Genomic DNA, 21,169 nt, shown 5'->3' on the forward strand with positions numbered 1-21,169 from the left:
CCGGTCTCCTTCGATCGCCAGTCGTTCAACTCTCGAAGCTGAAGCACCAGACGTAAATCTTAAGTAAACATTAAACGATGTCAATGTGCGGATCACGTGATGATCCTGGACAAGAGCTGGACTCGTGCACGTGATTCATGTCATGGCCTCGGCGGTACAACCATCCGACGACGGTAGGAGCACGGCGCATCCCTCGCGGAACCTCGACCGCGTCAAAACGGGACTCCGCCTCAGATGGCGTGCCACTCGTCGAGTGTCAGACCCGGTGCATCCGTCTGAAGAGCCAGTCGCGGAGCCCCGTCATCACCGATCACTGCCATCACGAGTCGGCCGAAGACGTCGTGCGTCAACGCGGGGGTTGCCAGACATGGCACCCCGGTGTCCGACCACCACACACCGTTGGCCTCGTTCTCGGTCACGCCGAGGCCAACCACAGCCGTGCCGTTGATTCCCCGGTGTGCCAGCACGGTGCAGTCGTACCCGTCCAGGGCCATCCGGATCACCGCGTGCGGCCCGTCACCCGGGGCACCGCCGAGGACCATGGGCCAGGCCCCCGCACGGTAGGCCATGACACCGCCCGCGGGGTCGGTCCAGAAATAGGTGGCCCGGCCGGGAGCTGTCTCCAGCGCGGCCAGAGTGCCCGCCCGCACTGCGAGCCTCGACGGCTGGACCTCGTTCCAGCCCCCACCCGCTTCCTTCTGCTGCCAGTGCAGCGTCCCGCCGTCGCTTGCCGCGAACATCTCGACGCCCCCGGATGTGAGCGCGACCGCCGCGGGAACTCCCGTGATGTGTGAACCGCGAAGGTCCTCCCAGCCACGCCATGTGCCGTCGGCCCGCTCGCGGCGCAACATCAGTCCGCCGCCCGCGTTCCGGATGCCGATGTGGACCTCGCCCGACTCGCTCACCACAACGGCGGGGGCGCCGATCCGATGCCCCCCTGCCGCGTCCTTGTGCGGATTGCCGAGCGAGCGCCACGCCGAGACCGGCCGCCCAGTCTGGTACTGGATCGCGTACACGATGTCGGTGGTCACCGTGGAGCCGACGACGCGCTCACGCCGGCCAACAAAGTGGACGTAGGCATTGGCGTCCTGAACAACGGAAAGATGTGTCAGATGCCCCACCGTCGCCAGGTCTGAACAATGCCATTCCCCGCCCCCCGGACGGGTCTGTGTCCAACGACGCAGGCTGTCCTCGGTGTGGACGTATACGGTGAGCCGGCCGTCCTTGCCACGGGTGAGCCAGATACCGTCCAACGCCCGAGCAGCAGGGGCGACCTCTGAGGTCGCGCGGGCATCGCGTCCAAGCATGGATCCGCCGTCACCTTTCCAGAACTGGCACCCGATTCATCGCACCATGGCACATCGCGCATGGTTTCGAATCTGCCACATCCTAGACCCTCGCAACGAGGGTGCGTCGGGGACTCGGAGCTGCGGCAATCGGCCCGTCCTGCCGACGTCGCGCCCCCGCGCCAGCTCAACGGGCCGCGTAGGGCGTGTTTCGGAAGGAGCGTCGTCCGCCCGTAGGGCGGGCCTGGCGGCGTCCGGTGCGTGCGATCGCAAGGCGGAGGGTCGCCCCGATACCGGTCGTATCGGGGCGAGCCCGACAACGCAGCAAGCGTGCGTGCCAGGCGACGCCTGGCAGGGGGACTTTCGAAACACGCCCTAGTACTCGTACGCTCGCTCGATGGACTGTCTATAGTTCTCATCCACCACAAAAGTCGGACCGGCTCCTCCCCCCACCCGAGTCCAACCCCACCCCGGCCCCTCCGGGCCACGAGATCAAGGGACTCGAGCAGGATGAGCCACGACGCCATGCCCCCGGGCCCCAGGGCCTCACGACCGGCGGAAGCAACAAACCGCGGCCGCAAGAAGGAACAGAAGCGCAAGCGCAAGGGCCTCAAGATCACCCTTGGCATCCTTCTCGCGCTGCTCCTCGCCGCTGGCGGCACCCTTTACTGGCTCTACAGCAGCCTCGACGGGAACATCAAGGGCGTCGACATCAACAAGGCGCTGGGTGACGATCGGCCCGAGAAGTTGCCGACCAGCGGTCAGAACCTGCTGGTCATCGGTTCGGACTCGCGGGCCGGCGCCGAGAACAAGGCGCTGGGCGGCGGTGGCAGCGTCAGCGGCGCCCGGTCCGACACCGCGATGGTGGTGCACATACCCGAGGGCCGGAGCAGGGCCGTCGCCGTGTCCATTCCGCGCGACACCCTCGTCACCCGGCCCGAGTGCACCAAGGCGGACGGCTCGACGACGCCGTCGGCGAACCGCGTGATGTTCAACGGCGTCTACTCCCAGTTCGGTCCGGCCTGTGTGGTCAAGACCGTCGAGAAGATGTCCGGGGTCCGGATCGACCACTACCTGGAGATCAACTTCGCCGGGTTCAAGGACCTGGTCGACGCGATCGGCGGCGTCACCGTCGACGTGCCCCAGGACATCCACGACAAGTCGTCCGGCCTCGACCTCACGGCGGGCTCGCACAAGCTCGACGGCACCCAGTCGCTCGCGTACGTCCGGACCCGGCACGGCATAGGTGACGGCAGCGACCTCGGGCGGATCGGCCTTCAGCAGCAGTTCCTGCTGGCGCTGCTGAGCGAGGTCAAGTCGCAGGATCTGCTGAGCAGTCCGACCAACACGTACAAGATCGCCAACTCGGCCACCAAGTCGCTGACGACCGACGAGGGACTCGCCTCGCTGACGTCGCTCTCGAAGTTCGCCCGCTCCATGAACGGCGTCGACCCGGGCTCAATGGAGACGATCATGCTCCCGGTGGTGTACGACAAGATCGACCCGTACCGGGTGGTCGCGGCGCAGCCGCAGGCCAAGGAGCTGTGGAAGGCGATCCGCGAGGACAGCACGATCCCGGAGTCCGCGAAGAAGTCCCCCGCCACCGGCGGCTGACGGGACCCGTCCGCGGTCGGCACATGACACCCTTCCGGGATGCGGACCGAACCGACTCTGGTGATCGTCGACGCGGCCAATGTGGTCGGCTCGGTACCCGACGGATGGTGGCGGGACCGGCGTGGCGCAGCCGAGCGGCTGCGTGATGCGCTGGTCCCGTTCGCCGTGGATGGCCTGGACGCGTATCCGGGCCCCGCGGAGCTGATCCTGGTCGTCGAGGGCAGGGCCAGGGACGTCGCTTCCGTTCCCGGTGTACGCGTGGAGTCGGCGCCCGGCAGCGGTGACGACCGGATCGTCGAGATGGTCGCCGCCGCGACGGCCGGCTCGGCGGCTCGTGTCTGTGTCGTCGTCACCGCCGACCGGGAATTGCGGCAGCGGGTGGAGGCGTACGGGGCTCAGTGCGCAGGCCCCCGTGCCGTACGGCCGCTGCCGCCGTCGCGTACGGACTGACTCACGGACGGCCGCTCTCGACGTTGATCCGGCTGTGGCTGCGCCCGTACGCGAAGTAGATGATCACGCCGATGACCATCCAGATGCCGAACCGGAGCCAGGTCTCGGCCGGCAGGTTGAGCATGAGCCACACCGACGCGGCCACCGAGAGGATCGGGAGCACCGGCACCCACGGGGTGCGGAAAGCGCGGTGCAGATCGGGGCGGGTGCGGCGCAGCACCATGACGCCCAGCGCGACGACGACGAACGCGAAGAGCGTGCCGATGTTCACCAGCGTCGCCAGTTCGTTGATGCTGGTGAAGCCGGCGACGATCGCGATGATCCCGCCGAGCAGGATGGTCGGGCGGTACGGGGTGCCGAACCTCGGGTGCGTCCTGGAGAAGAACCGCGGGAGCAGCCCGTCGCGGCTCATCGCGAAGAACACCCGGGTCTGCCCCAGCAGCAGGATCATGCACACCGTCGTCAGGCCGACCGCCGCGCCGAAGCTGATGAACCCGGCGTAGACGGGATGGCCGACGGCCTTGAAGGCATCGGCCAACGGGGCGCTCACCGACAGTTCGGTGTAAGGCTCCATGCCGGTGACCACCAGCGATACGGCGACGTAAAGCACCGTGCAGATGAAGAGCGAGGCGAGGATGCCGCGCGGCATGTCGCGCTGCGGGAGCTTGGTCTCCTCGGCGGCCGTCGCGACGACGTCGAAGCCGATGAAGGCGAAGAAGACGATGGAGGCTGCGGTGAAGATGCCCATGACGCCGAAGTTGGTCGGTGCGTAGCCGAACATCAGCTGGATCAATGGCGCGCTCAGTCCGGATCCGGCCGGCTGCGGCTGCGCCGGCGGGATGAAGGGAGAGTAGTTGGCGACCTTGATGAAGAAGAGCCCCGCGATGATCACGATCAGGACGACGGCCAGCTTGATGGCGACCACGACCGTCGTGACCCGGGCGGAGAGCTTCATGCCGAGCACCAGGACGGCGGTCAGGACGAGCACCAGGAGGAAGGCCAGGAGGTCGAAGCCGAATCCATTTGCCACATCCGGCCCGGAGAGCACGCCGGGCATGTGCCAGTCGACATTGTCCATCAGCGAGCGGACGTAGCCGGACCATCCGACCGCCACCACCGCGGTGCCCAGGGCGAATTCGAGCACCAGGTCCCAGCCGATGATCCAGGCGATGAGTTCGCCGAGCGAGGCGTACGAGAAGGTGTATGCGGAGCCGGCGACGGGCACGGTGGAGGCGAACTCGGCGTAGCAGAGAGCGGCGAGCGCGCAGACGATGGCGGCGGCCACGAAGGCGAGGGCGGTGGCGGGTCCCGCGGTCTCCTTCGCCACCTTGCCGGTGAGGACGAAGATGCCGGTGCCGATGATGACACCCACCCCGAAGACCGTGAGGTCCAGGGCGGAGAGTGACTTCTTGAGCGCGTGCTCCGGTTCCTCGGTATCGCGGATCGACTGCTCGACCGTCTTGGTCCGGAACAGTCCGCCCTTCCTGGGTGGTGTGTCCTGCTGGGCAGTCACCGGCGTACCTCCACGCGCTCGTCGTGTACGCCATGATTGGGACCTCATCGGTCGCGGGAGGCTCCGCACCCGGCGATTTCACGCGAATGGGCCGGTCGAACCACCCTCACAGGGTGGCCGACCGGCCCATCTGCCGTATCGCTCGCCGGTCGCTGGGACCGTGCTCGAACAGGTCAGTCGCGCGCGGGTTCGATCACGGAGCGGCTGTCGGCATCGCTGTCGAAGCGGCCGTCCAGCTTGGCGACGAGTCCGGTGACCTGACGGGCGATGTCCGGCGCGGTCAGCCCGATCTCGGCCATGACCTCCTTGCGGGAGGCGTGGTCAAGGAAGCGCGGCGGGATACCGAAGTCGCGCAGCGGTACGTCGACCCCGGCGTCGCGCAGCGCCTGGGCGACGGCGGAACCGACGCCGCCGGCCCGGCTGTTGTCCTCGACGGTGACGACGACGCGGTGCTGCTCGGCGAGCGGCGCCATGGCCTCGTCGACGGGCTTGACCCAGCGCGGGTCGACGACCGTCGTCGTGATGCCCTGGGCGTCCAGCAGGTCCGCGATCTCCAGGCACATCGGGGCGAGCGCACCGACGGAGACCAGGAGGACGTCCGGGCGGGGCGCGTCGGACGTGCGCAGCACATCCATGCCGCCGACCCGGCCGACGGCCTTGACCGCCGGGCCGACCGCACCCTTGGAGAAGCGGACCACGGTCGGGGCGTCGTCGACCTCGACGGCCTCGCGCAGCTGGGCGCGGACCTGGTCGGCGTCGCGCGGGGCGGCGATCCGCAGGGTCGGCACGCACTGCAGGATCGACATGTCCCACATGCCGTTGTGCGAAGCGCCGTCCGTGCCGGTGATACCGGCACGGTCCAGGACGAACGTCACGCCGCACTTGTGCAGGGCGACATCCATGAGGACCTGGTCGAAGGCGCGGTTGAGGAAGGTGGCGTACACCGCGAAGACGGGGTGCAGTCCGCCGGTGGCGAGGCCCGCCGCGGAGACCGCGCCGTGCTGCTCGGCGATGCCGACGTCGTAGATGCGGTCCGGGAACGCCTTCTCGAACTTACTGAGGCCGACCGGGTGGAGCATGGCTGCGGTGATCGCGACGATGTCCTCGCGCTCCCTGCCGAGCTTGACCATCTCCTCGCCGAAGACGGAGGTCCAGTCGAGGCCGGAGGTGGAGATGGGCAGGCCGGTGTCGGGGTGGATCTTGCCGACGGCGTGGAAGCGGTCGGCCTCGTCGAGGAGGGCGGGGGTGTAGCCGCGGCCCTTCTCGGTGAGGCAGTGCACGATGACCGGTCCGCCGAAGCGCTTGGCGCGCTGCAGCGCGGATTCCAGGGCCTCGATGTCGTGGCCGTCGATCGGGCCGACGTACTTCAGGCCGAGGTCCTCGAACATGCCCTGCGGGGCGATGAAGTCCTTCAGCCCCTTCTTGGCGCCGTGCAGCGTCTCGTAGAGCGGCTTCCCGACGACGGGGGTGCGCTCCAGGATGTCCTTGCCGCGGGCCAGGAAGCGCTCGTAGCCGTCGGTGGTACGGAGCGTGGCCAGGTGGTTGGCGAGGCCGCCGATGGTCGGGCCGTAGGAGCGCTCGTTGTCGTTGACGACGATGACGAGCGGACGGTCCTTGGCGGCGGCGATGTTGTTCAGCGCCTCCCAGGCCATGCCACCGGTGAGTGCGCCGTCACCGATGACCGCGACGACATGGTCGTCCTTCTTCAGTACCTCGTTGGCCTTGGCGAGACCGTCGGCCCAGCCGAGGACGGTGGAGGCGTGCGAGTTCTCGATGATGTCGTGCTCGGACTCGGCGCGCGAGGGGTAACCGGAGAGGCCACCCTTGCTCTTGAGCTTCGAGAAGTCCTGGCGACCGGTGAGCAGCTTGTGCACATAGCTCTGGTGCCCGGTGTCGAAAAGCACCTTGTCCTTCGGCGAATCGAAGACCCGGTGCAGGGCGATGGTCAGCTCGACCACACCCAGGTTGGGGCCGAGGTGGCCACCGGTCTTGGAAACGGCGTCGACGAGGAAGGTCCGGATCTCTTCGGCGAGCTGGTTCAGCTGCTCCGGGCCGAGCCGGTCCAGGTCGCGCGGTCCCCTGATGTGGGTCAGCAACGGCACCCGTGCCTCCTTGCGTATGAGCCGGTCGAGCTTCTTGCCGATCCCGCAGAGTCTAATGTTCCGCACGGGACGGCTTTCGGCAGGGGGCGCGTTCCTGTGTCACACCTTCGGCGGGAAATACCACATATCTCTTGATATGTCTTGTGTTCCGTGTTTTTCGGTGAACCCGTGCGAGATCACGTGACGTCAGGGAGTCACGTCGCTACTCGCGACCAGATGCCTGAGGCCGTCGGGAGTGGGGCGGGTGTGCCCGAGCCGGTCGAGGAGCTCGAAGAGGGGTACGGCGACCCGGCGGGAGGTGCCGAGCGTCCGACGGCCGGCGCTGAGGGTGAACGGCTGGGGCAGCGGCGCGAGCCGGGCCGGCGCGAGGCGCACCGCGTCGGGGTGCACATACACGCCCTGCCCGACGCGGAACAGCAGGCCGCGGTCGACGGCCGCGCGCAGGTGCGGGGTGGTGAGGCCGAGCTCTGCCGGCTCCGGTTGCCCCGGCGCGCCGAACGGCTCGCCGCGCAGCCGCGCGCAGAGCGTGTCCGGTGCGTCCTGTGCCCGGTCGGACAGGAGCGGACGCGCATTCGCCTCCCGGATCCCGGATCCGTCCCGCACCATGCCGAGCCCGTCCGCCGCCGCGTCCAGCAGAGCGGTGTCGGGGAAGCCGGTCAGGCGCAGCGCGCTCTCCCGCGGCAGGGCGGGGGCAAGCGGATGGTCGGCTGCCCAGCCCCGCGCAGCCGCCGCCAGCAGTTCCCGGCGGTGGCGCCACCACGTCACGTCGACGATCCAGCCGGCGACCTCGTCGCTGCCCGCCAGCGGCTCCCGGTCGGGGGCCAGGTGGCCGGACGAGGTCAGCGCACGCAGCGCCGCCGCCGTCGCGCCGGGGTGACACCTTCACCCGCGGACACGGCCGCGCCGCATCCGTCCCCGGACACAGCTGTGCCCGGCGCCTGTATCGGCGCCGGGCACAGGATCGGGCAGCGTGGTGCTACGCGCGGCCCGCCGTCTTCTGGGTGCGGCGGGAGACCGAGTCGATGACCACTGCGGCCAGCAGAACAGCGCCTGTGATCATGTACTGAATGGCATTCGCCATACCGATCATGTTCAGGCCCTGCTGGATCGACTGGATCACGATCATGCCGAGCAGCGCGGACCAGACCTTGCCCCGGCCGCCGAAGAGGCTGGTGCCGCCGATGACGGCGGCCGCGATGACCAGCATCAGCGTATTGCCACCGCCGACGCTCTTGGTGGCACCGCCCGACAGGCTTGCGATGAAGAGACCGCCGAAGGCGCCCAGCATTCCGGAGAGCGCGAAGACGGTGATCCGGACCCGGTCGACGTTGATACCGGCGCGTCGCGCCGCTTCCGGGTTGCCGCCCACCGCGAAGACCTGGCGGCCGAAGGTGGTCCGGCGGGCCACGAAGTCCGCGACGACCAGCACGGCGAGGAAGAGCACCAGGGCCAGCGGCAGGCCGCGGGCGCCCGAGGGCTCGTTCAGCACGTACGCGACGACGAAGCACAGGACCGCGACGACGCCCGTACGGAGCACGATCTCGGTGGTCGGACGGGCAGGCAGGTCCGCGGCCTTACGGCGCCTGCTGTCCATCAGAAGCGAGGCGGCGTACGCGAGGACGGCAACCAGGGCGAGACCGTATCCGGCGGCCTTGTCCTCGAAGAAGTAGTTGGTCAGGTTCTCGACGACGCTGCCGGACGGCGTGTTGATCGAGCCCTCACCACCCATCATCCACTCCTGCAGACCGCTCCAGCCGAGGAAGCCCGCCAGGGTGACGACGAAGGCCGGCACCCCGATCTTGGCGAAGAAGAAGCCGTGCAGGGCGCCGAGCGCCATGCCGGAGAGCACAGCGACGAGAACCGCCAGCCAGTCGTTCCAGCCGTGGTTGACGTTGAGCACGGCCCAGACGGCCGCGCCGACACCGGCGACCGAGCCGACGGACAGGTCGATCTCGCCGAGCACCAGTACGAAGACGATGCCGACCGCCATGATGCCGAGGCCGGAACTGTAGACGGCGATGTTGGCGACGGAGCTGGCGGAGAGGAAGTTGCTGTTCTGGAACTGGAAGACGATCGCGATGACGATCAGCCCGACGAAGACCGGCAGTGAGCCGAGCTCGCCGCCGCGCACCTTGCGGGTGAACTCGGACCAGTAGCCCTTGAAGCCCTCCTCGCGGATGAGCAGGCGCGGGTCCACGGCGGGGATAGGGGCCGCCGACTGCTCGGCCGCCGGTGCCGCCTCGGCGGCGGGCTTGTCGGTGGAAGTCCCGGGGGTCTTGGCGAGGTCGCTCACTTCGCGTCCTCCTTCGTGGCGGTGCGTGCCTGACGGCGCGTGACGGCATTGTCCGTGGCGCCGGTGATAGCGGAAATGATCTCCTCGTGGGAGGTGGTCGCCACGTCGAAGACTCCGTTGTTGCGGCCCAGTCGCAGCACCGCCACCCTGTCCGCGACGGCGCGCACATCGGCCATGTTGTGGCTGATGAGGATGACCCCGTGACCGCGCTCGCGCAGCCGCTCGACGAGGTCGAGGACCTGGGCGGTCTGCTCGACACCGAGGGCCGCGGTCGGCTCGTCGAGGATGACGACCTTGGGGTCACCGATCAGGGCGCGGGCGATGGCCACGACCTGGCGCTGACCGCCGGAGAGCGAGGCGACCGGGATACGGACGCTGGGTATCCGGATGGACAGGGTGTCCAGCAGTTCCTTGGCGCGCTTCTCCATCTCGATCTCGTCGAGGACGGAGGCCTTGCGCAGTTCGCTGCCGAGGAAGAGGTTGGCGACCACATCGAGGTTGTCGCAGAGAGCCAAGTCCTGGTAGACGGTGGCGACTCCGAGCTCCTGGGCGTCGTTCGGCCGGTTGATCCGGACCGTCTCGCCCTCCCACTCGATGGCGCCTTCGTCAATCGGGTGGACGCCCGAAATGGTCTTGACGAGGGTGGACTTGCCGGCGCCGTTGTCGCCGACCAGGGCAACTACTTCGCCGGAGTGAATCTCCAGGTCCACGTCGGTGAGCGCCTGAACGGCGCCGAACCGCTTGGAGATTCCGCGCAACGCCAGCACGGGCGTAGCGGACACGTGAATCATCTCCTTCGCCGCCTGACCGGCGGGGATCGTGCTGCTGAGCACAGGGGGTAGGGCCGTCGTCGGAGCGTTGTCGTGAGACGCAGGGCCATCGCGCGACAGAGACGACGGGCCCCCAGGTCCCGTCGTCGGGCCGCCGTCGTCGCCCGAGGGGGGCGGCGGCGGCCCGACGACCGGACCTGGGAAGGAGTCCGGCACCCGCCCCCGCCTGCGGGGCTTTGACGGGGCGGGTGCCGGACTGGCAGAGGTGCCCGGGGCTTCCCCTCGGGGGCTACTTGATGCCGGCGGCGTCGCAGGCCGCCTTGTACTCGGCGGTGCAGATCTCCTCGGCCTTGTAGACCTTGTCCGCGATGATCGTGGAGGCGATGTTCTCCTTGGTCACGACCGAGGCGTCGTACAGCCGCGACGGGATGCCCTTGAACTCGCCCGAGAGGCTGTCGACCTTGGTCGGCGTCAGGGAGTCGAACTTCTCGCCCTTGAGGAGCTTGACCGCGATCTCGGCGGTGGTCTCGGCCTCCGGCTTGATCTGCTTGTAGATCGAGAAGGACTGGTCGCCCTGCAGGATGCGCTGCAGGCCGGCGAGCTCGGAGTCCTGGCCGCCGACCGGGACCTTCACGCCCTGCTTCTTGAGGGCCGTGATGATGCCGCCGGCCATTCCGTCGTTCGCGGAGTAAACGGCCTGGAAGCCGTTCTTGCCCAGGGAGTCGATGGCCGCGCCCATCTTCTTGTTGGCCTCGTCCGGCGACCAGTCAGGGATGTCCTGCTCGTAGACGACCTTCTTGACCTGCGTGTCCAGGACGCTGTGGGCGCCCTTCTTGAAGAACGGGGCGTTCGGGTCGGTCGGCGAGCCGTTGATCATGACGACATTGCTGTTCTTGGCCTTGTCGCCGAGCGCCTTGACCAGGGCCTCGCCCTGCAGGCGGCCGATCTTCTCGTTGTCGTACGACACGTACGCGGAGATCGGGCCCTCGGCGAGGCGGTCGTACGCAACGACCTTGACGCCCTTCTTCTCCGCCTGCTGGATCCAGGACTTGGTGGCCTTGAAGTCGACGGAGTCCAGGATGATGACCTTCACACCCTGCGTGACCAGCGCGTCGAACTGCTTCTTCTGGGTCTCGGTGTCCTGCGCGGCGTTGTTGTACTTGACCTCGCAGTCGGCGCAGAGCGCCTTGATCTTCGCCTCCATGATGGGGCGGTCGAACGTCTCGTAACGCGTGGTCTTGTTCTCCGGCAGGAGCAGACCGATGGTCTTGCTGTCACCGCCGCTGCCGGAGTCCTTGCCGTCGCCCGCCTTGCCACAGGCGGCGAGGGAGACGGCCATCGAAACTGCGGCCGTGCCGATGACGATGCGTCGCGTCGTTGCCTTCATTGTTGGGTTTGCCTCCCTGACGAGGCCGCGACGTTGCGGCCGAGGTGGCTGGAAGTCAACTCGGCTGCGACGTCAACGTCAAGGAGTAAATCCTTAACGAGATGACAACGGTGCCATTCGTTATCTAAGTGAAGGCAGGTGTTGCCGTGGGCAGGGCGCTCTCCAAAAGGGTTGAATCGCCCATTTCACTCAGCACGAGAGCCAGCGCACCAAGCACCTCGGCCCGGCCGCCGAGGGCCCCCGGAAGGACCGAGAGCTGCCGGGCGGCGCTGGGGATGGCATAGCGCGACACCGAGTCGCGGATCGGCCCGAGCACCAACTCCCCCGACTCGGCGAGGGAACCACCGAGAACCACCCGGCTGGGGTTGAGCAGGTTGCAGAGATTGGCGACGCCGCTGCCGATGTGCCGCCCGACATCCGCGATCACCCGGCGGCAGCCCGGATCGCCCTCCCGGGCCAGCTTGACCACCCGTTCCATCGTGAGATCGGACCCGTGGCTGGGCTGGAGCAAGGGCAGCACGTACCGCGCGGCGGTGAAGGTCTCCAGGCACCCGCGGTTCCCGCAGCGGCAGACGGGGCCCGATTCGTCGAGCGTGATGTGGCCGATCTCGCCGGCTGTGCCGCCCGGCCCCCGGTAGATGTGCCCGTCGATCACCAGACCCGCGCCGACACCACTTGCGACCTTGATGTACGCGAGGTCCTTGACCCCCCGGCCGCTCCCCCAGACGAGCTCGCCCAGCGCCCCGAGATTGGCGTCGTTGTCGACGTACACCGGCACGCCCAGCCGTGCGGCGAGTTCCGCGCTCGGATTGATGCCCGTCCAGCCCGGCAGGATCGACGTGGAGCCCAGCGTGCCGGACTCCACATCGATCGGACCGGGAACGCCGAGGCCCACTCCGATCACCTTGTCCGGGCCGATCCCGGTCGTCTCGATCAGCCGCTTGACCAGCTGTTCCGCCCGGTCGAAGCCCTCCGCCGACGAGGCGTCCACGTCCAGCGGCTCGGACTCCTCGGCAAGCACCTGGTGAGCGAGGTTGCCGACCGCCACCCGCAGATGCGTATGTCCGAAGTCGACGCCGATCACGATGCCCGCGTCACCGCTCAGGGAGACGCTGCGGGCCCGGCGGCCGCCCGCCGAGGTGGGGGTCACCTCGACCGTGCCGCCATCCTTCAGTTCGCGAACGATATTGGAGACCGTGGCCGCGGAGAGGCCCGTGCTTCTGGCGATCTCCGCCTGGGTGAGCGAACCCGCCATACGTACGGCACGCACGACCCGCTCAAGGTTGGCGCGATGCAGAGATGTCTGCGACCCCGGAGTCTCCATCGACTCTCTCACTCCTACCGTTTTCTCTAACATGTGAACTCTAAGCTGACCGTTTTGGGGTCCTCCCCGTCAAGACCTTGAGCAGTCCGAGCCTCGGATGAGCGGGCAGGCCCCGAGGGGCGGACACAGAGAACGGACGAACCGCCCGCCGGCACAGGGCCGACGGGCGGTTCGTCCGTCTCTACGGTGTTCGGCGGGCCGCTACTTCACGGCTCCCGCGGTCAGGCCCGCGACGACCTGGCGCTGGAAGATGATGTAGGCCGCGAGGACCGGCAGCATCGCCATCACCAGACCGGCGAAGAGGCCGGACCAGTCCCCCTTGTATCCCTGGCTGGTGGCCAGTTCGACCAGGCCCTGGGAGAGCACCCGGTGATCCGGGTCGGTGTTCAGCACCGTCGGCAGCATGTACTGGTTCCACTGCCCGAGGAAGTTGAAGATGCCGACGCTGATCAGGCCCGGCTTCGCCATCGGCAGCATCACCTGGAAGAACGTCCGGGTGTGCGAGGCCCCGTCGAGCATCGCCGCCTCGGCCACCGAGGTCGGCAGCGTCCGGAAGAACGAGGTGAGGAAGAAGACGGTGAACGGCAGCGAGTACGCGATGTAGACCAGGATCAGTCCGTGCACCGTGTTCAGCAGTCCCATGTTGTTCATCACGAAGAACAGCGGGACCAGCGCCAGGATGATCGGGAAGCTCATCCCGCCGATGAACAGGTAGTAAAGGAAACGGTTACCGGGGAAGTCGAACCGCGCCAGTACGTACGCCGCCATGGAACCGAGCAGCAGGGTGCCGATGAGCGAGCCGCCCACCACGATGATCGTGTTGAAGAAGTAGTCGCTCATGTGCGCCTGGCTCCAGGCGCGCGACCAGTTCTCGAAGTGCAGCTTGTCGGGCAGCGCCCACGGCGTCGACAGGATCGAGTCGTCCGTCTTGAAGGACGCCATCACCGCCCAGAGCAGCGGCATGACGACCAGGATCGCCCAGATGATCAGCACACCGTGCGAGAAGACATTGAGGACGGAGCCCTCGCTGCTCTTCTCCTTCTTGCCGCCGGGCACGGTCACCGGCGACACGGGCACGCGGTCCGCCGCAGGCGCGGGAGGGGTGTCAGTGGTCTTCATCAGAACTCCAGCCGCTCGCGCCGGCCCAGTCGCATCACGATGGCCGCGAAGGCCATGGTGACGATGAGCAGTCCGACACCGATCGTTGTTGCGTATCCTGCCTGGCCGTCACGGAAGGCCGTCTGGTACACGTACAGCGGCAGGACCGTGGTCGAGTAGTCGGGACCACCGGGGCCCACGGTCATGACCTGTACGGCCGTGAACGCCTCCACGCCGAGCGCCAGAATTCCCATGTAGACCCAGCCCGACTGCACCGTGTCCCAGAGCAGCGGCAGGGTGATCCGGAAGAACGTCGTGATGCGGTTGGCGCCGTCGAGGAGCGCCGCCTCGTAGAAGTCCTTCGGAATGGACGCCATTCCGGCGGAGAACAGGACGACGAAGAACCCGACCGTCGACCAGACGAGCACCGACATCACGCAGATGAGCGCGAGGTTCGGATCACCCAGCCAGTCCGGCTGGATGGAGCCGAGACCGATGCCCTTCAGGGTCGAATTCAGCATCCCGTCACTGGGGTTGAACGCGAACTGGAAGAGCAGGGCGACGATCACGATAGAGAGCACCTGCGGGAAGAAGTAGGCGATCTTGTAGAAGCCCGAGCCCCGCACGCCGGCGACCGTGGCGTTCTTCCGCCGTCGGCCGCCGACATTGAGCATGAAGGCGAAGAAGAGCGCGAGGCCCAGCGTCACCAGCGGCAGCAGCAGCACAAGCAACACGCTGTGCTGCAGGGACTTCCAGAAAATGTCGTCCTTGAGCATCCTGGTGTAGTTGTCGAAGCCGACCATCTTGAAGTCCGGGCTCAGACCGGTCCAGTCCGTGAAGGAATAGTAGATGGACTGGATGAACGGCCAGATGACGAAGACTGCGTACAACGCCAGTGGGGCTGCCAAGAACCCCACGATGAACCGGTACTTGCCGTGCTGCATCGTTTACCGACCCCGATCTTTCCGCGGGTGCCGCCGCTGGTGACGGTTGCTCACTGGTGCTTGTAGTGCTTGATGGACTGGTCCTTGGCCGCCGCGTCCGCGAAGGCCTGGATCTTCTTGATGGCTTCCGCCGGGGTCGCGCGGCCCGCCATCATCTCGCCGATACCGGCGACGCCGATCTGCTCCTTCTGGAGCTTCACGTACCAGTCCTGCAGGCGCGGGTTCACCACGTTGTCGCCGGCCTTCTTCAGCGCGTCGACGCCGGCCTGCATGGCCGTGGACAGGGTCAGACCGTCGGTGCCACCGTTGAAGGCACTGAGGGACTTGACCTGCTTGGTGAAGTTCTTCGAGGACTCCTCGGAGAGCATGATGCGCAGCTGCTCCATGCCGCCCTCGGGGTTCTTCGCCTTGGCCGGGACGACGAAGGGCTCACCGCCGGAGGCCCAGATGGTACCGAACGGCATCTTGTCGGACGCGTCCAGGCTGGACGGCGCCGAGACCATCATCTTGAAGTCCTTGGGCGTGGTGGGCGCCGCCTCGTTCTCCACCCACGAACCGTTCGGGATGAAGAGCGCCTTGCCCTTGGTCCACTCGGTCTGCGACTGGATGTGGGTCATGCCCGGGGTGCCCTTGAGGACGTACCCCTTCTTGTACAGCTCGTAGTACGCCTCGAACGCCGCCTTGACCGCGGGGTCCTTCCAGGCGTTCGGCTCCAGGTTGTCGATCTTGTCGAGAACCTCCCGGCCACCGATCTTGGCGATGAACGGGTAGAGCGAGAACGGCAGGTAGTACGGGTACTTACCGGCGTACGTCCAGCCGGCGATGCCCTTCTTCTTCGCCTTCGCGCAGAGGGCGAGCATGTCGTCCCAGGTCTCGGGGTACTGCGCGTCGAGATTGTCCAGCGCGGTCTGCGAGTACCAGACGCCGTAGACCGTGTACGCGTAGTACATGATCCAGACCGGGTCGCCGTCGAACTGGCCCATCTCCAGGACACCGGGACGCAGCGTGTCGCGGACCTTCTTGCTCGGGTCGTCGATGGACGGGGCGTCCATCAGCGGCGTCAGGTCGAGCAGCTGCTTCTTGCCGACGAGGACACCCATGTCCATCTGCTCGGCGCCCGAGTTGTCGATCAGGTCCGGCGGGGTGCCGCCGTTGAAGCGCGGCTGCAGCTGCGACTGGATCTTCTGGGTCGCGGTGTGCTTGACCTTCGGGGCCTTCGGGAAGGCCTCGTTGTACTTCTTCTCCGCGTCGATCGCGTACTGCTGACCGAAACCGCCATCGAAGATGACGACGTCGAGGGCAGCGGTCTCGTTGACGCCGAGCGGGTTCTTGGCGCTCGTCTTGCCCTTCTTGACCGAGTCGTCGGTGCCGCTGTCGCTACTCGCACACGCCGACAGGAAGCTCATGGTCGGAACGGTGATCAGACCGAGTGCGGCAGACCGCTTGATCACGTCGCGACGGCCAAGGCCCTCATTCGTGTGGCCGGAGGTGAATCCCATGCTCAAGTCCTCGCCTTCTCCAGGACTCAGGCGGTGTGTACCGGTCGCCCGTCGAAATTCGCCTCAGGCGAAGGGCCCCGCCACCGCGGTCAGTTGCGCTTGGGTCATGCTGATTTTGCAGGCTAGCCGGATGCAGTGGGGGATTCGGGAGATCGAGCGACGGATGCACCCCATGGCACCTCCTCGACCGTTCCCCCGGCCCCCTTGTCCGCCCGCGCGGAAAACGGCGGGACAGACGCCGACAGGTATAGTCCACTTGCAGCCAACTGAGCAAGATCGAATGCAGCTTTGGGCGGCAGTCTTTCCCGAGTTGAGACCTCGCGGATACATGAGCCCCGTGCGCCCTCGTCCAGGTGTAACGATTTCCGCAATACGGTCGATTCTCCCGGCGGTTCATGCCCAACACCCTTGACACATCTAGCCACTTGGCTCCCTACTGGATCCTGCGCATCACCCTGACAACGTTGTCCAAGCGCACTTCCTCGGGAGGAATGGCTCGGCATGCAGCCCCGACACGGTTCTCGCGAGAGACAAAGCCGCACAGCCGCACTCATTGCGGCTTCACTGGTCCTGGTCGTGTCCGCCCCGACGGCGGCCGCCGCCCAGTCGGCACATTTCCCCGAAAGGAGTGAAAAAACCACAGTCGACGAGACATCCACCTCTTCGTTCGAGGCAGACGAAAAGCAGCCGGACTGGCGCAACACCGCGGAAGAGGGGCCTGGCGGAAAAAAGAGGTCATCAGGCATCGATGGCGGATTCTCATCCGGAATACCGGGCAATGTCACCGATAAGGTCACAGAGATCCGAGCCAGGTCGAGGGCGCGGACGCCGACCGGCTGACGACGCTCTACTCCAGCCTGTACCGGCTGTACCTCACCCGAACTCGGGCTTCGAGCGGGTCGACGGCAAGGACCAGTACGCCGGCCCGTTCTCGCCGCAGATCGGCCGTCACCATCTCGCCCAGGCCGAGCTCACCGAGGAGCAGTGGCGGCAACGCTGGGAGGCGGAGCGCTGGTTTCTTGCCGCTGATGGTGAGTCGGGGAAGCGGTTCGGGAACGAGACGATCCGCGTCACCCCGGACGGCGAGGTCAGCATCAGACTGCCTGCCCCGCTCGCGCACCTGGCCAACGCCCAGCACGGCCGGTACACCCTCACCGTCCGCATCGCGTTCGCGCACCGGGGCACGGAGTGGGCCGACCGCATCGAAGCCAACCGGGCCGTCGCCTACCGCATCCACCTCGACACCCGGCGCGGCCGCTGGTACCTCACCGGAACCTCGCGTGAGGTACCGGCCGTTCTTCGGAGTGCCCGGCAGTAGGCGTCGCGGGGCTGCCTACTGCCGGGCACTCTTCGTCCCACGATGCAGCCGAAGTCGGTCGTCGGATCGGGCCGACCGCCGAGGAGGCGCGAGGTACGGGGACGGCATCCCCGGCGGTCCGCGGCGCTCGGGCTCAGGACGACACGGCCGCAGCCGATGTCCCCTTGAGCTCGATCTCGACGAAGGCCAGCCAGGCACCACCGGTATTGACGACATCGTGCTCGCCACCGGCCGGGCGGGCGTACGACTCACCGGCCCGGAGCTGCGACTCGGTCACCGACCCGTCGGGCGCGAAGGCACTGATGACACCGTCGACGACCGGCACGACCACATAGTCGTACGCATGGACATGGCGGCCGGTACGCGTCCCCGGCTCGAAGTCCCAGCGGGTGACCCGAACCCGGTCGTCCTCGTGCTGCACGCTCGGGCGAGCGGTTGTCGTCATCGACCTGCTCCTCGCTGTTGGTTCGTACTCGTTCTCCGGGCCGCACAAGCCCACGTCACAGGCTTGATCGCAGTGTCGTACCAGCCGAATATACGTGCCGCCACCAGCGCCGCACCGGCACGCCGGGACCCAGCAGCAGGGTCTGTTCACGAGGCCGGCCCCTCCTGCGCTGCCGTGATGAGCGTGCGGGACGCGATGCGCGGCGACATGGGGACGGACGGCAATGGACTGAACCGCGTGGGCCTGCTCAGGCCTGCTCGGGCAACTCCGGGACGGCGGCGCGGAAGAGACTCTCGGGCAGGGCCAGGTTGAGGGCGGTGATAACCGGCTGCCCGTGCTCGGTGCCGAGCCGGGAGACGGCCCCCGTGGCGAGCTGGAACATGGTGCCCCCGGCAGGAGGCAGCCCCAGATAGCGGGCGGTGAGCACGCGCAGGAAGTGGGAGTGCGCAACGAGAGCGATGTCCGCGTCCCCCACCTGCTCGGCGGCCGTCCGGACTTCGGTGAGCACGCGGTCGGCGCGCCTGCCCACCTCGGCCGGCGTCTCCCCGGGGTGCGCCTCGGGGCCGGGGGTGACGCCATCGGTCCACAGGTTCCACGAGGGCCGGGTCCGGTGGATCTCGACGGTGGTCACGCCCTCGTAGCCGCCGTAGTCCCACTCGCGCAGGTCAGGTGTGACACGGGGCGAGTCAAGGCCGGCGAGCTCGGCGGTTCGCCGGGCGCGCAGGGCCGGGCTGACCAGGGTGAGCCCGATCTTCCGGTCAGCGATCAGCGGCGCCAGAGCACGGGCCTGACGCTCGCCTAGGCCGGTCAGGGGCAGATCGGTGTGGCTCGTGTGCCGCCCGTTCCGGGACCACTCGGTCTCGCCGTGCCGGATAAGGATCAACTCGCCCATGGGTGCCATCCGCTCTCTGTACTGTTCGCGCCGCGTGCTGCGGATGTGCAAACCCGCTGATCCACGATTGCATTCCGGACCGTCCACGATGGGGTGGCCGGTACCTCGTTTCCGGGTCCGGGGAGCTCGTGTCCGGCTACATTCCGCCACATGCCGCAACCCAAGGAGCTGGACCCGCACACCAACCCGCGAGCCTTCTACGGCTCCGAATTGCGCCGCCTGCGCGAGGCCGCCGGGTTGTCCCAGGAGCAGCTGGGCGAGCGGGTCTTCTGCTCGGGCTCGTACATCGGGCAGTTCGAGTCGGCGAATCGGCGGCCGCAGATCGACATGTCCCGCGTCTTCGATCAGCTCTTCGGTATCGGGGAGCATCTGGAGCGGTTGTGCCGGCTGGCCCGCAAGTCCAAGGTGGCAAGCTATTTCGCCGATGCTGCGGAACTCCAGGAGCGTGCCAAGTCGATCGAGGAGTATTCATCCTTGGTGGTGCCGGGACTTCTGCAGACCGAGGCGTACACACGGGCCCTGACTCAGGCCGCTCAGCCGTTCGCCACGTCGTCCTTCGTCGAGGGGCACGTCAGGACCCGGATGGATCGGGCACAGCTGCTCGACTCCCCAACGGCTCCCATCCTTTGGGTCATTGTCCACGAGGCCGCCCTCCGGGTGCTGATGGGCGGAGCCGCCGTCATGGCTGAGCAACTCACGCACCTCGCAGAGCAGACCCGGTCACGTACGCGCCTCATCGCTCAAGTGTTTCCGTTCTCCGCCGGGGCGCCCCTGTTCCTGGACACCTCGGTCACGCTGATGCGCTTCACTGATGCCCCACCTGCCGTGTATACCGAAGGCGCTTACGGCGGCCAACTCATCGAGGAAACATCGGTGGTGGACCAGTTCGGTTCCGCATACGATCTCGCCAGGGCTGCCGCGCTGTCGCCGGAGGCATCCCTGGCCCTGATCGAATCGACGGCGAAGGACTATGCGACCGATGACTACCGCAGCTGATCTGACCACGGCAACCTGGCGTAAGTCCTCCTACAGCAACGGGGACGGCGGCAACTGCGTCGAGGTGGCCGACGGCGCTCCGGACCTCGTCCCCGTGCGCGACAGCAAGATCACGGACGGTCCGGTGCTCGTGTTCGGGGCGGCCGGCTGGACGGCCTTCGTCAAAAGTGTCAAGAGCCGTGCGTTCTGAAGCAGTTCAGTAGGTGCATCGCAGGTCCGGCCGGTCGCCGCACGGCCGTCGTCCTGTTCGCGCCGGCCACCGCCGCCCGGATCCGTACGCCACTCACCGCCGGACTTCCGGCCGAGGTCACCCACCCCCACACGAGTCAGGCGCTCACGTCGAGCAGCAGCTCCGCCATTCCCCGCGCCGCCAGGGCCGGATGGGCGTCCGGGCGGGTCACCGCGTGGGCCAGAGTGCCGTCGATCAGGACCACGAGCTGATTGGCACCGAACTCCGGGGCCGGATGGCCGTAGCGGGTCAGTTCGCTGGTGAACAGCGCGTGCAGGCCGTCCTTGAAGGCGCGGACCTCCGCGTGCGCGGGGTGCTCGGGGTCGGTGAGGGCCAGTTCCGCCGACGTGTAGCGGCAGCCGTGGAACGTCGGGCGCTGGGTGACGTTCTCCAGGTCGTCGAAGACCGCGAGGATCCGCCGGCGCGGATCGTCACCGGCGTCGTCCATCACCTGGCGGTAGCGGGCCTCGCCCGGGTAGCCGCGCAGGAGTTCGGCGATCAGACCGTCCTTGCCACCGAAGTGCTGGTAGAGGGAGCGGCGAGCGACCTCGGCCTGTTTGAGGATCGCATCCACCCCCACGTGCACGCCCTGGGTGTACGTGAGGTCACGGGCCGCTTCCAGCAGCCGCTCGCGGGGTCCCGGTCTTGTCGTCGCCACGTCACCAATTCTGACACGGGGTTGACGGTAGAACAACCGGTCTATCTACTACGAGACGCAGTCGTATGTGGATCGATCGTTCTATCTACGTCGGCACGGGCACCTACAAGGCCCCGTTCGCCTCTCGCACCAAGATCGGTGCCGGATGGAACACGTACAACACCGTGTTCGCTCCCGGTGACATCGACCCGGACTGCGTGACCGACCTGGCCTCGGTGTTTCACCGCGAATTCCAAGGACGGTGACGTTCTGTCATAGCATGGAAAAGGTGCCCCTTGACCTGCGATGATCCGGCTTGTCTAAGGCTTGGATCATGAGCGGGTGGGGGCACCTTTCACGTGCAGAGTAGCG

19 protein-coding genes and 2 pseudogenes are annotated in these 21,169 nt (G+C 67.3%); 7 read left to right on the plus strand and 14 right to left on the minus strand.

Annotated features, from left to right (window positions below; all coding sequences use genetic code 11):
* Window positions 1-230: 230 nt before the first annotated feature.
* Window positions 231-1,307: a hypothetical protein gene (locus ACIBB8_RS23815; protein ID WP_398955201.1), complete on the minus strand. Its 1,077-nt coding sequence runs from the start codon at window positions 1,305-1,307 to the stop codon at window positions 231-233.
* Window positions 1,308-1,796: 489 nt separating this feature from the next.
* Between ACIBB8_RS23815 and ACIBB8_RS23820 the strand changes: the two genes are divergently transcribed.
* Together ACIBB8_RS23820 and ACIBB8_RS23825 are read left to right on the plus strand one after the other, a co-directional pair.
* Window positions 1,797-2,900: an LCP family protein gene (locus ACIBB8_RS23820; protein WP_398955203.1), complete on the plus strand. Its 1,104-nt coding sequence runs from the start codon at window positions 1,797-1,799 to the stop codon at window positions 2,898-2,900.
* Window positions 2,901-2,939: 39 nt separating this feature from the next.
* Window positions 2,940-3,350, plus strand: a complete 411-nt coding sequence (locus tag ACIBB8_RS23825) for an NTP pyrophosphohydrolase (RefSeq protein ID WP_398955204.1) — start codon at window positions 2,940-2,942, stop codon at window positions 3,348-3,350.
* Between the two features lies 1 nt (window position 3,351).
* Here ACIBB8_RS23825 and ACIBB8_RS23830 read toward each other — a convergent pair whose 3' ends face one another.
* From ACIBB8_RS23830 to ngcE, 10 genes are all read right to left on the minus strand, one after another.
* Entirely contained in the window at window positions 3,352-4,863 is a 1,512-nt protein-coding gene (locus ACIBB8_RS23830) for an amino acid permease (RefSeq protein ID WP_398955206.1), read from the minus strand.
* A gap of 173 nt (window positions 4,864-5,036) precedes the next feature.
* Window positions 5,037-6,965, minus strand: a complete 1,929-nt coding sequence (gene dxs / locus ACIBB8_RS23835; RefSeq protein ID WP_398955238.1) for a 1-deoxy-D-xylulose-5-phosphate synthase — start codon at window positions 6,963-6,965, stop codon at window positions 5,037-5,039.
* A gap of 186 nt (window positions 6,966-7,151) precedes the next feature.
* The gene (locus tag ACIBB8_RS23840; RefSeq protein WP_398955208.1) at window positions 7,152-7,730 is read right to left on the minus strand and encodes a SelB C-terminal domain-containing protein; all 579 of its coding nucleotides are present in this window, start codon (window positions 7,728-7,730) and stop codon (window positions 7,152-7,154) included.
* Between the two features lie 211 nt (window positions 7,731-7,941).
* Window positions 7,942-9,258 carry a sugar ABC transporter permease gene (locus ACIBB8_RS23845; protein ID WP_398955210.1) on the minus strand — a complete coding sequence of 439 codons (1,317 nt, stop codon included), beginning with the start codon at window positions 9,256-9,258 and terminating at the stop codon, window positions 7,942-7,944.
* A complete protein-coding gene (locus ACIBB8_RS23850) occupies window positions 9,255-10,049 on the minus strand; it encodes an ATP-binding cassette domain-containing protein (RefSeq protein ID WP_398955212.1) in 795 nt (264 codons plus the stop codon). Before ACIBB8_RS23850 ends, ACIBB8_RS23845 begins: the two co-directional genes overlap by 4 nt.
* Window positions 10,050-10,317: 268 nt before the next feature.
* Window positions 10,318-11,415, minus strand: coding sequence for a substrate-binding domain-containing protein (locus ACIBB8_RS23855; RefSeq protein WP_398955213.1), 1,098 nt, complete (start codon window positions 11,413-11,415; stop codon window positions 10,318-10,320).
* A 124-nt stretch (window positions 11,416-11,539) separates the two neighbouring features.
* A complete protein-coding gene (locus ACIBB8_RS23860) occupies window positions 11,540-12,739 on the minus strand; it encodes an ROK family protein (protein WP_398955215.1) in 1,200 nt (399 codons plus the stop codon).
* 201 nt (window positions 12,740-12,940) lie between these two features.
* Entirely contained in the window at window positions 12,941-13,858 is a 918-nt protein-coding gene (locus ACIBB8_RS23865; RefSeq protein WP_366693078.1) for a carbohydrate ABC transporter permease, read from the minus strand.
* Window positions 13,858-14,781, minus strand: coding sequence for a sugar ABC transporter permease (locus ACIBB8_RS23870; protein ID WP_358856364.1), 924 nt, complete (start codon window positions 14,779-14,781; stop codon window positions 13,858-13,860). Before ACIBB8_RS23870 ends, ACIBB8_RS23865 begins: the two co-directional genes overlap by 1 nt.
* A gap of 50 nt (window positions 14,782-14,831) precedes the next feature.
* Window positions 14,832-16,280 (minus strand): N-acetylglucosamine/diacetylchitobiose ABC transporter substrate-binding protein, encoded by a 1,449-nt coding sequence (gene ngcE, locus ACIBB8_RS23875; protein WP_398955219.1) that lies wholly within the window; start codon window positions 16,278-16,280, stop codon window positions 14,832-14,834.
* 501 nt (window positions 16,281-16,781) lie between these two features.
* Between ngcE and ACIBB8_RS23880 the strand changes: the two are divergent.
* Together ACIBB8_RS23880 and ACIBB8_RS23885 are read left to right on the plus strand one after the other, a co-directional pair.
* Window positions 16,782-17,090, plus strand: a pseudogene (locus ACIBB8_RS23880) (hypothetical protein); the annotation flags it as partial.
* Between the two features lie 136 nt (window positions 17,091-17,226).
* A pseudogene (locus ACIBB8_RS23885) lies at window positions 17,227-17,556 on the plus strand (IS200/IS605 family accessory protein TnpB-related protein); the annotation flags it as partial.
* A 175-nt stretch (window positions 17,557-17,731) separates the two neighbouring features.
* Here ACIBB8_RS23885 and ACIBB8_RS23890 read toward each other — a convergent pair.
* Both ACIBB8_RS23890 and ACIBB8_RS23895 read right to left on the minus strand, forming a co-directional pair.
* Entirely contained in the window at window positions 17,732-18,043 is a 312-nt protein-coding gene (locus ACIBB8_RS23890; protein ID WP_398955221.1) for a cupin domain-containing protein, read from the minus strand.
* 247 nt (window positions 18,044-18,290) lie between these two features.
* A complete protein-coding gene (locus ACIBB8_RS23895; protein ID WP_398955240.1) occupies window positions 18,291-18,935 on the minus strand; it encodes a histidine phosphatase family protein in 645 nt (214 codons plus the stop codon).
* 150 nt (window positions 18,936-19,085) lie between these two features.
* Between ACIBB8_RS23895 and ACIBB8_RS23900 the strand changes: the two genes are divergently transcribed.
* Complete coding sequence (locus ACIBB8_RS23900) at window positions 19,086-19,931, plus strand: Scr1 family TA system antitoxin-like transcriptional regulator (RefSeq protein WP_398955223.1); 846 nt, start codon at window positions 19,086-19,088, stop codon at window positions 19,929-19,931.
* Window positions 19,915-20,121, plus strand: a complete 207-nt coding sequence (locus ACIBB8_RS23905) for a DUF397 domain-containing protein (protein WP_398955225.1) — start codon at window positions 19,915-19,917, stop codon at window positions 20,119-20,121. Before ACIBB8_RS23900 ends, ACIBB8_RS23905 begins: the two co-directional genes overlap by 17 nt.
* Before the next feature lie 136 nt (window positions 20,122-20,257).
* Here ACIBB8_RS23905 and ACIBB8_RS23910 read toward each other — a convergent pair whose 3' ends face one another.
* A complete protein-coding gene (locus tag ACIBB8_RS23910) occupies window positions 20,258-20,818 on the minus strand; it encodes a TetR/AcrR family transcriptional regulator (RefSeq protein WP_398955227.1) in 561 nt (186 codons plus the stop codon).
* Window positions 20,819-20,883: 65 nt separating this feature from the next.
* On the opposite strand from ACIBB8_RS23910, the gene ACIBB8_RS23915 reads away from it, so the two are divergent.
* A complete protein-coding gene (locus tag ACIBB8_RS23915) occupies window positions 20,884-21,063 on the plus strand; it encodes a hypothetical protein (protein ID WP_398955229.1) in 180 nt (59 codons plus the stop codon).
* Window positions 21,064-21,169 lie beyond the last annotated feature (106 nt).

The organism is Streptomyces sp. NPDC051286 (assembly GCF_044455345.1).
In the GTDB taxonomy this organism is placed as follows: Bacteria; Actinomycetota; Actinomycetes; order Streptomycetales; family Streptomycetaceae; genus Streptomyces.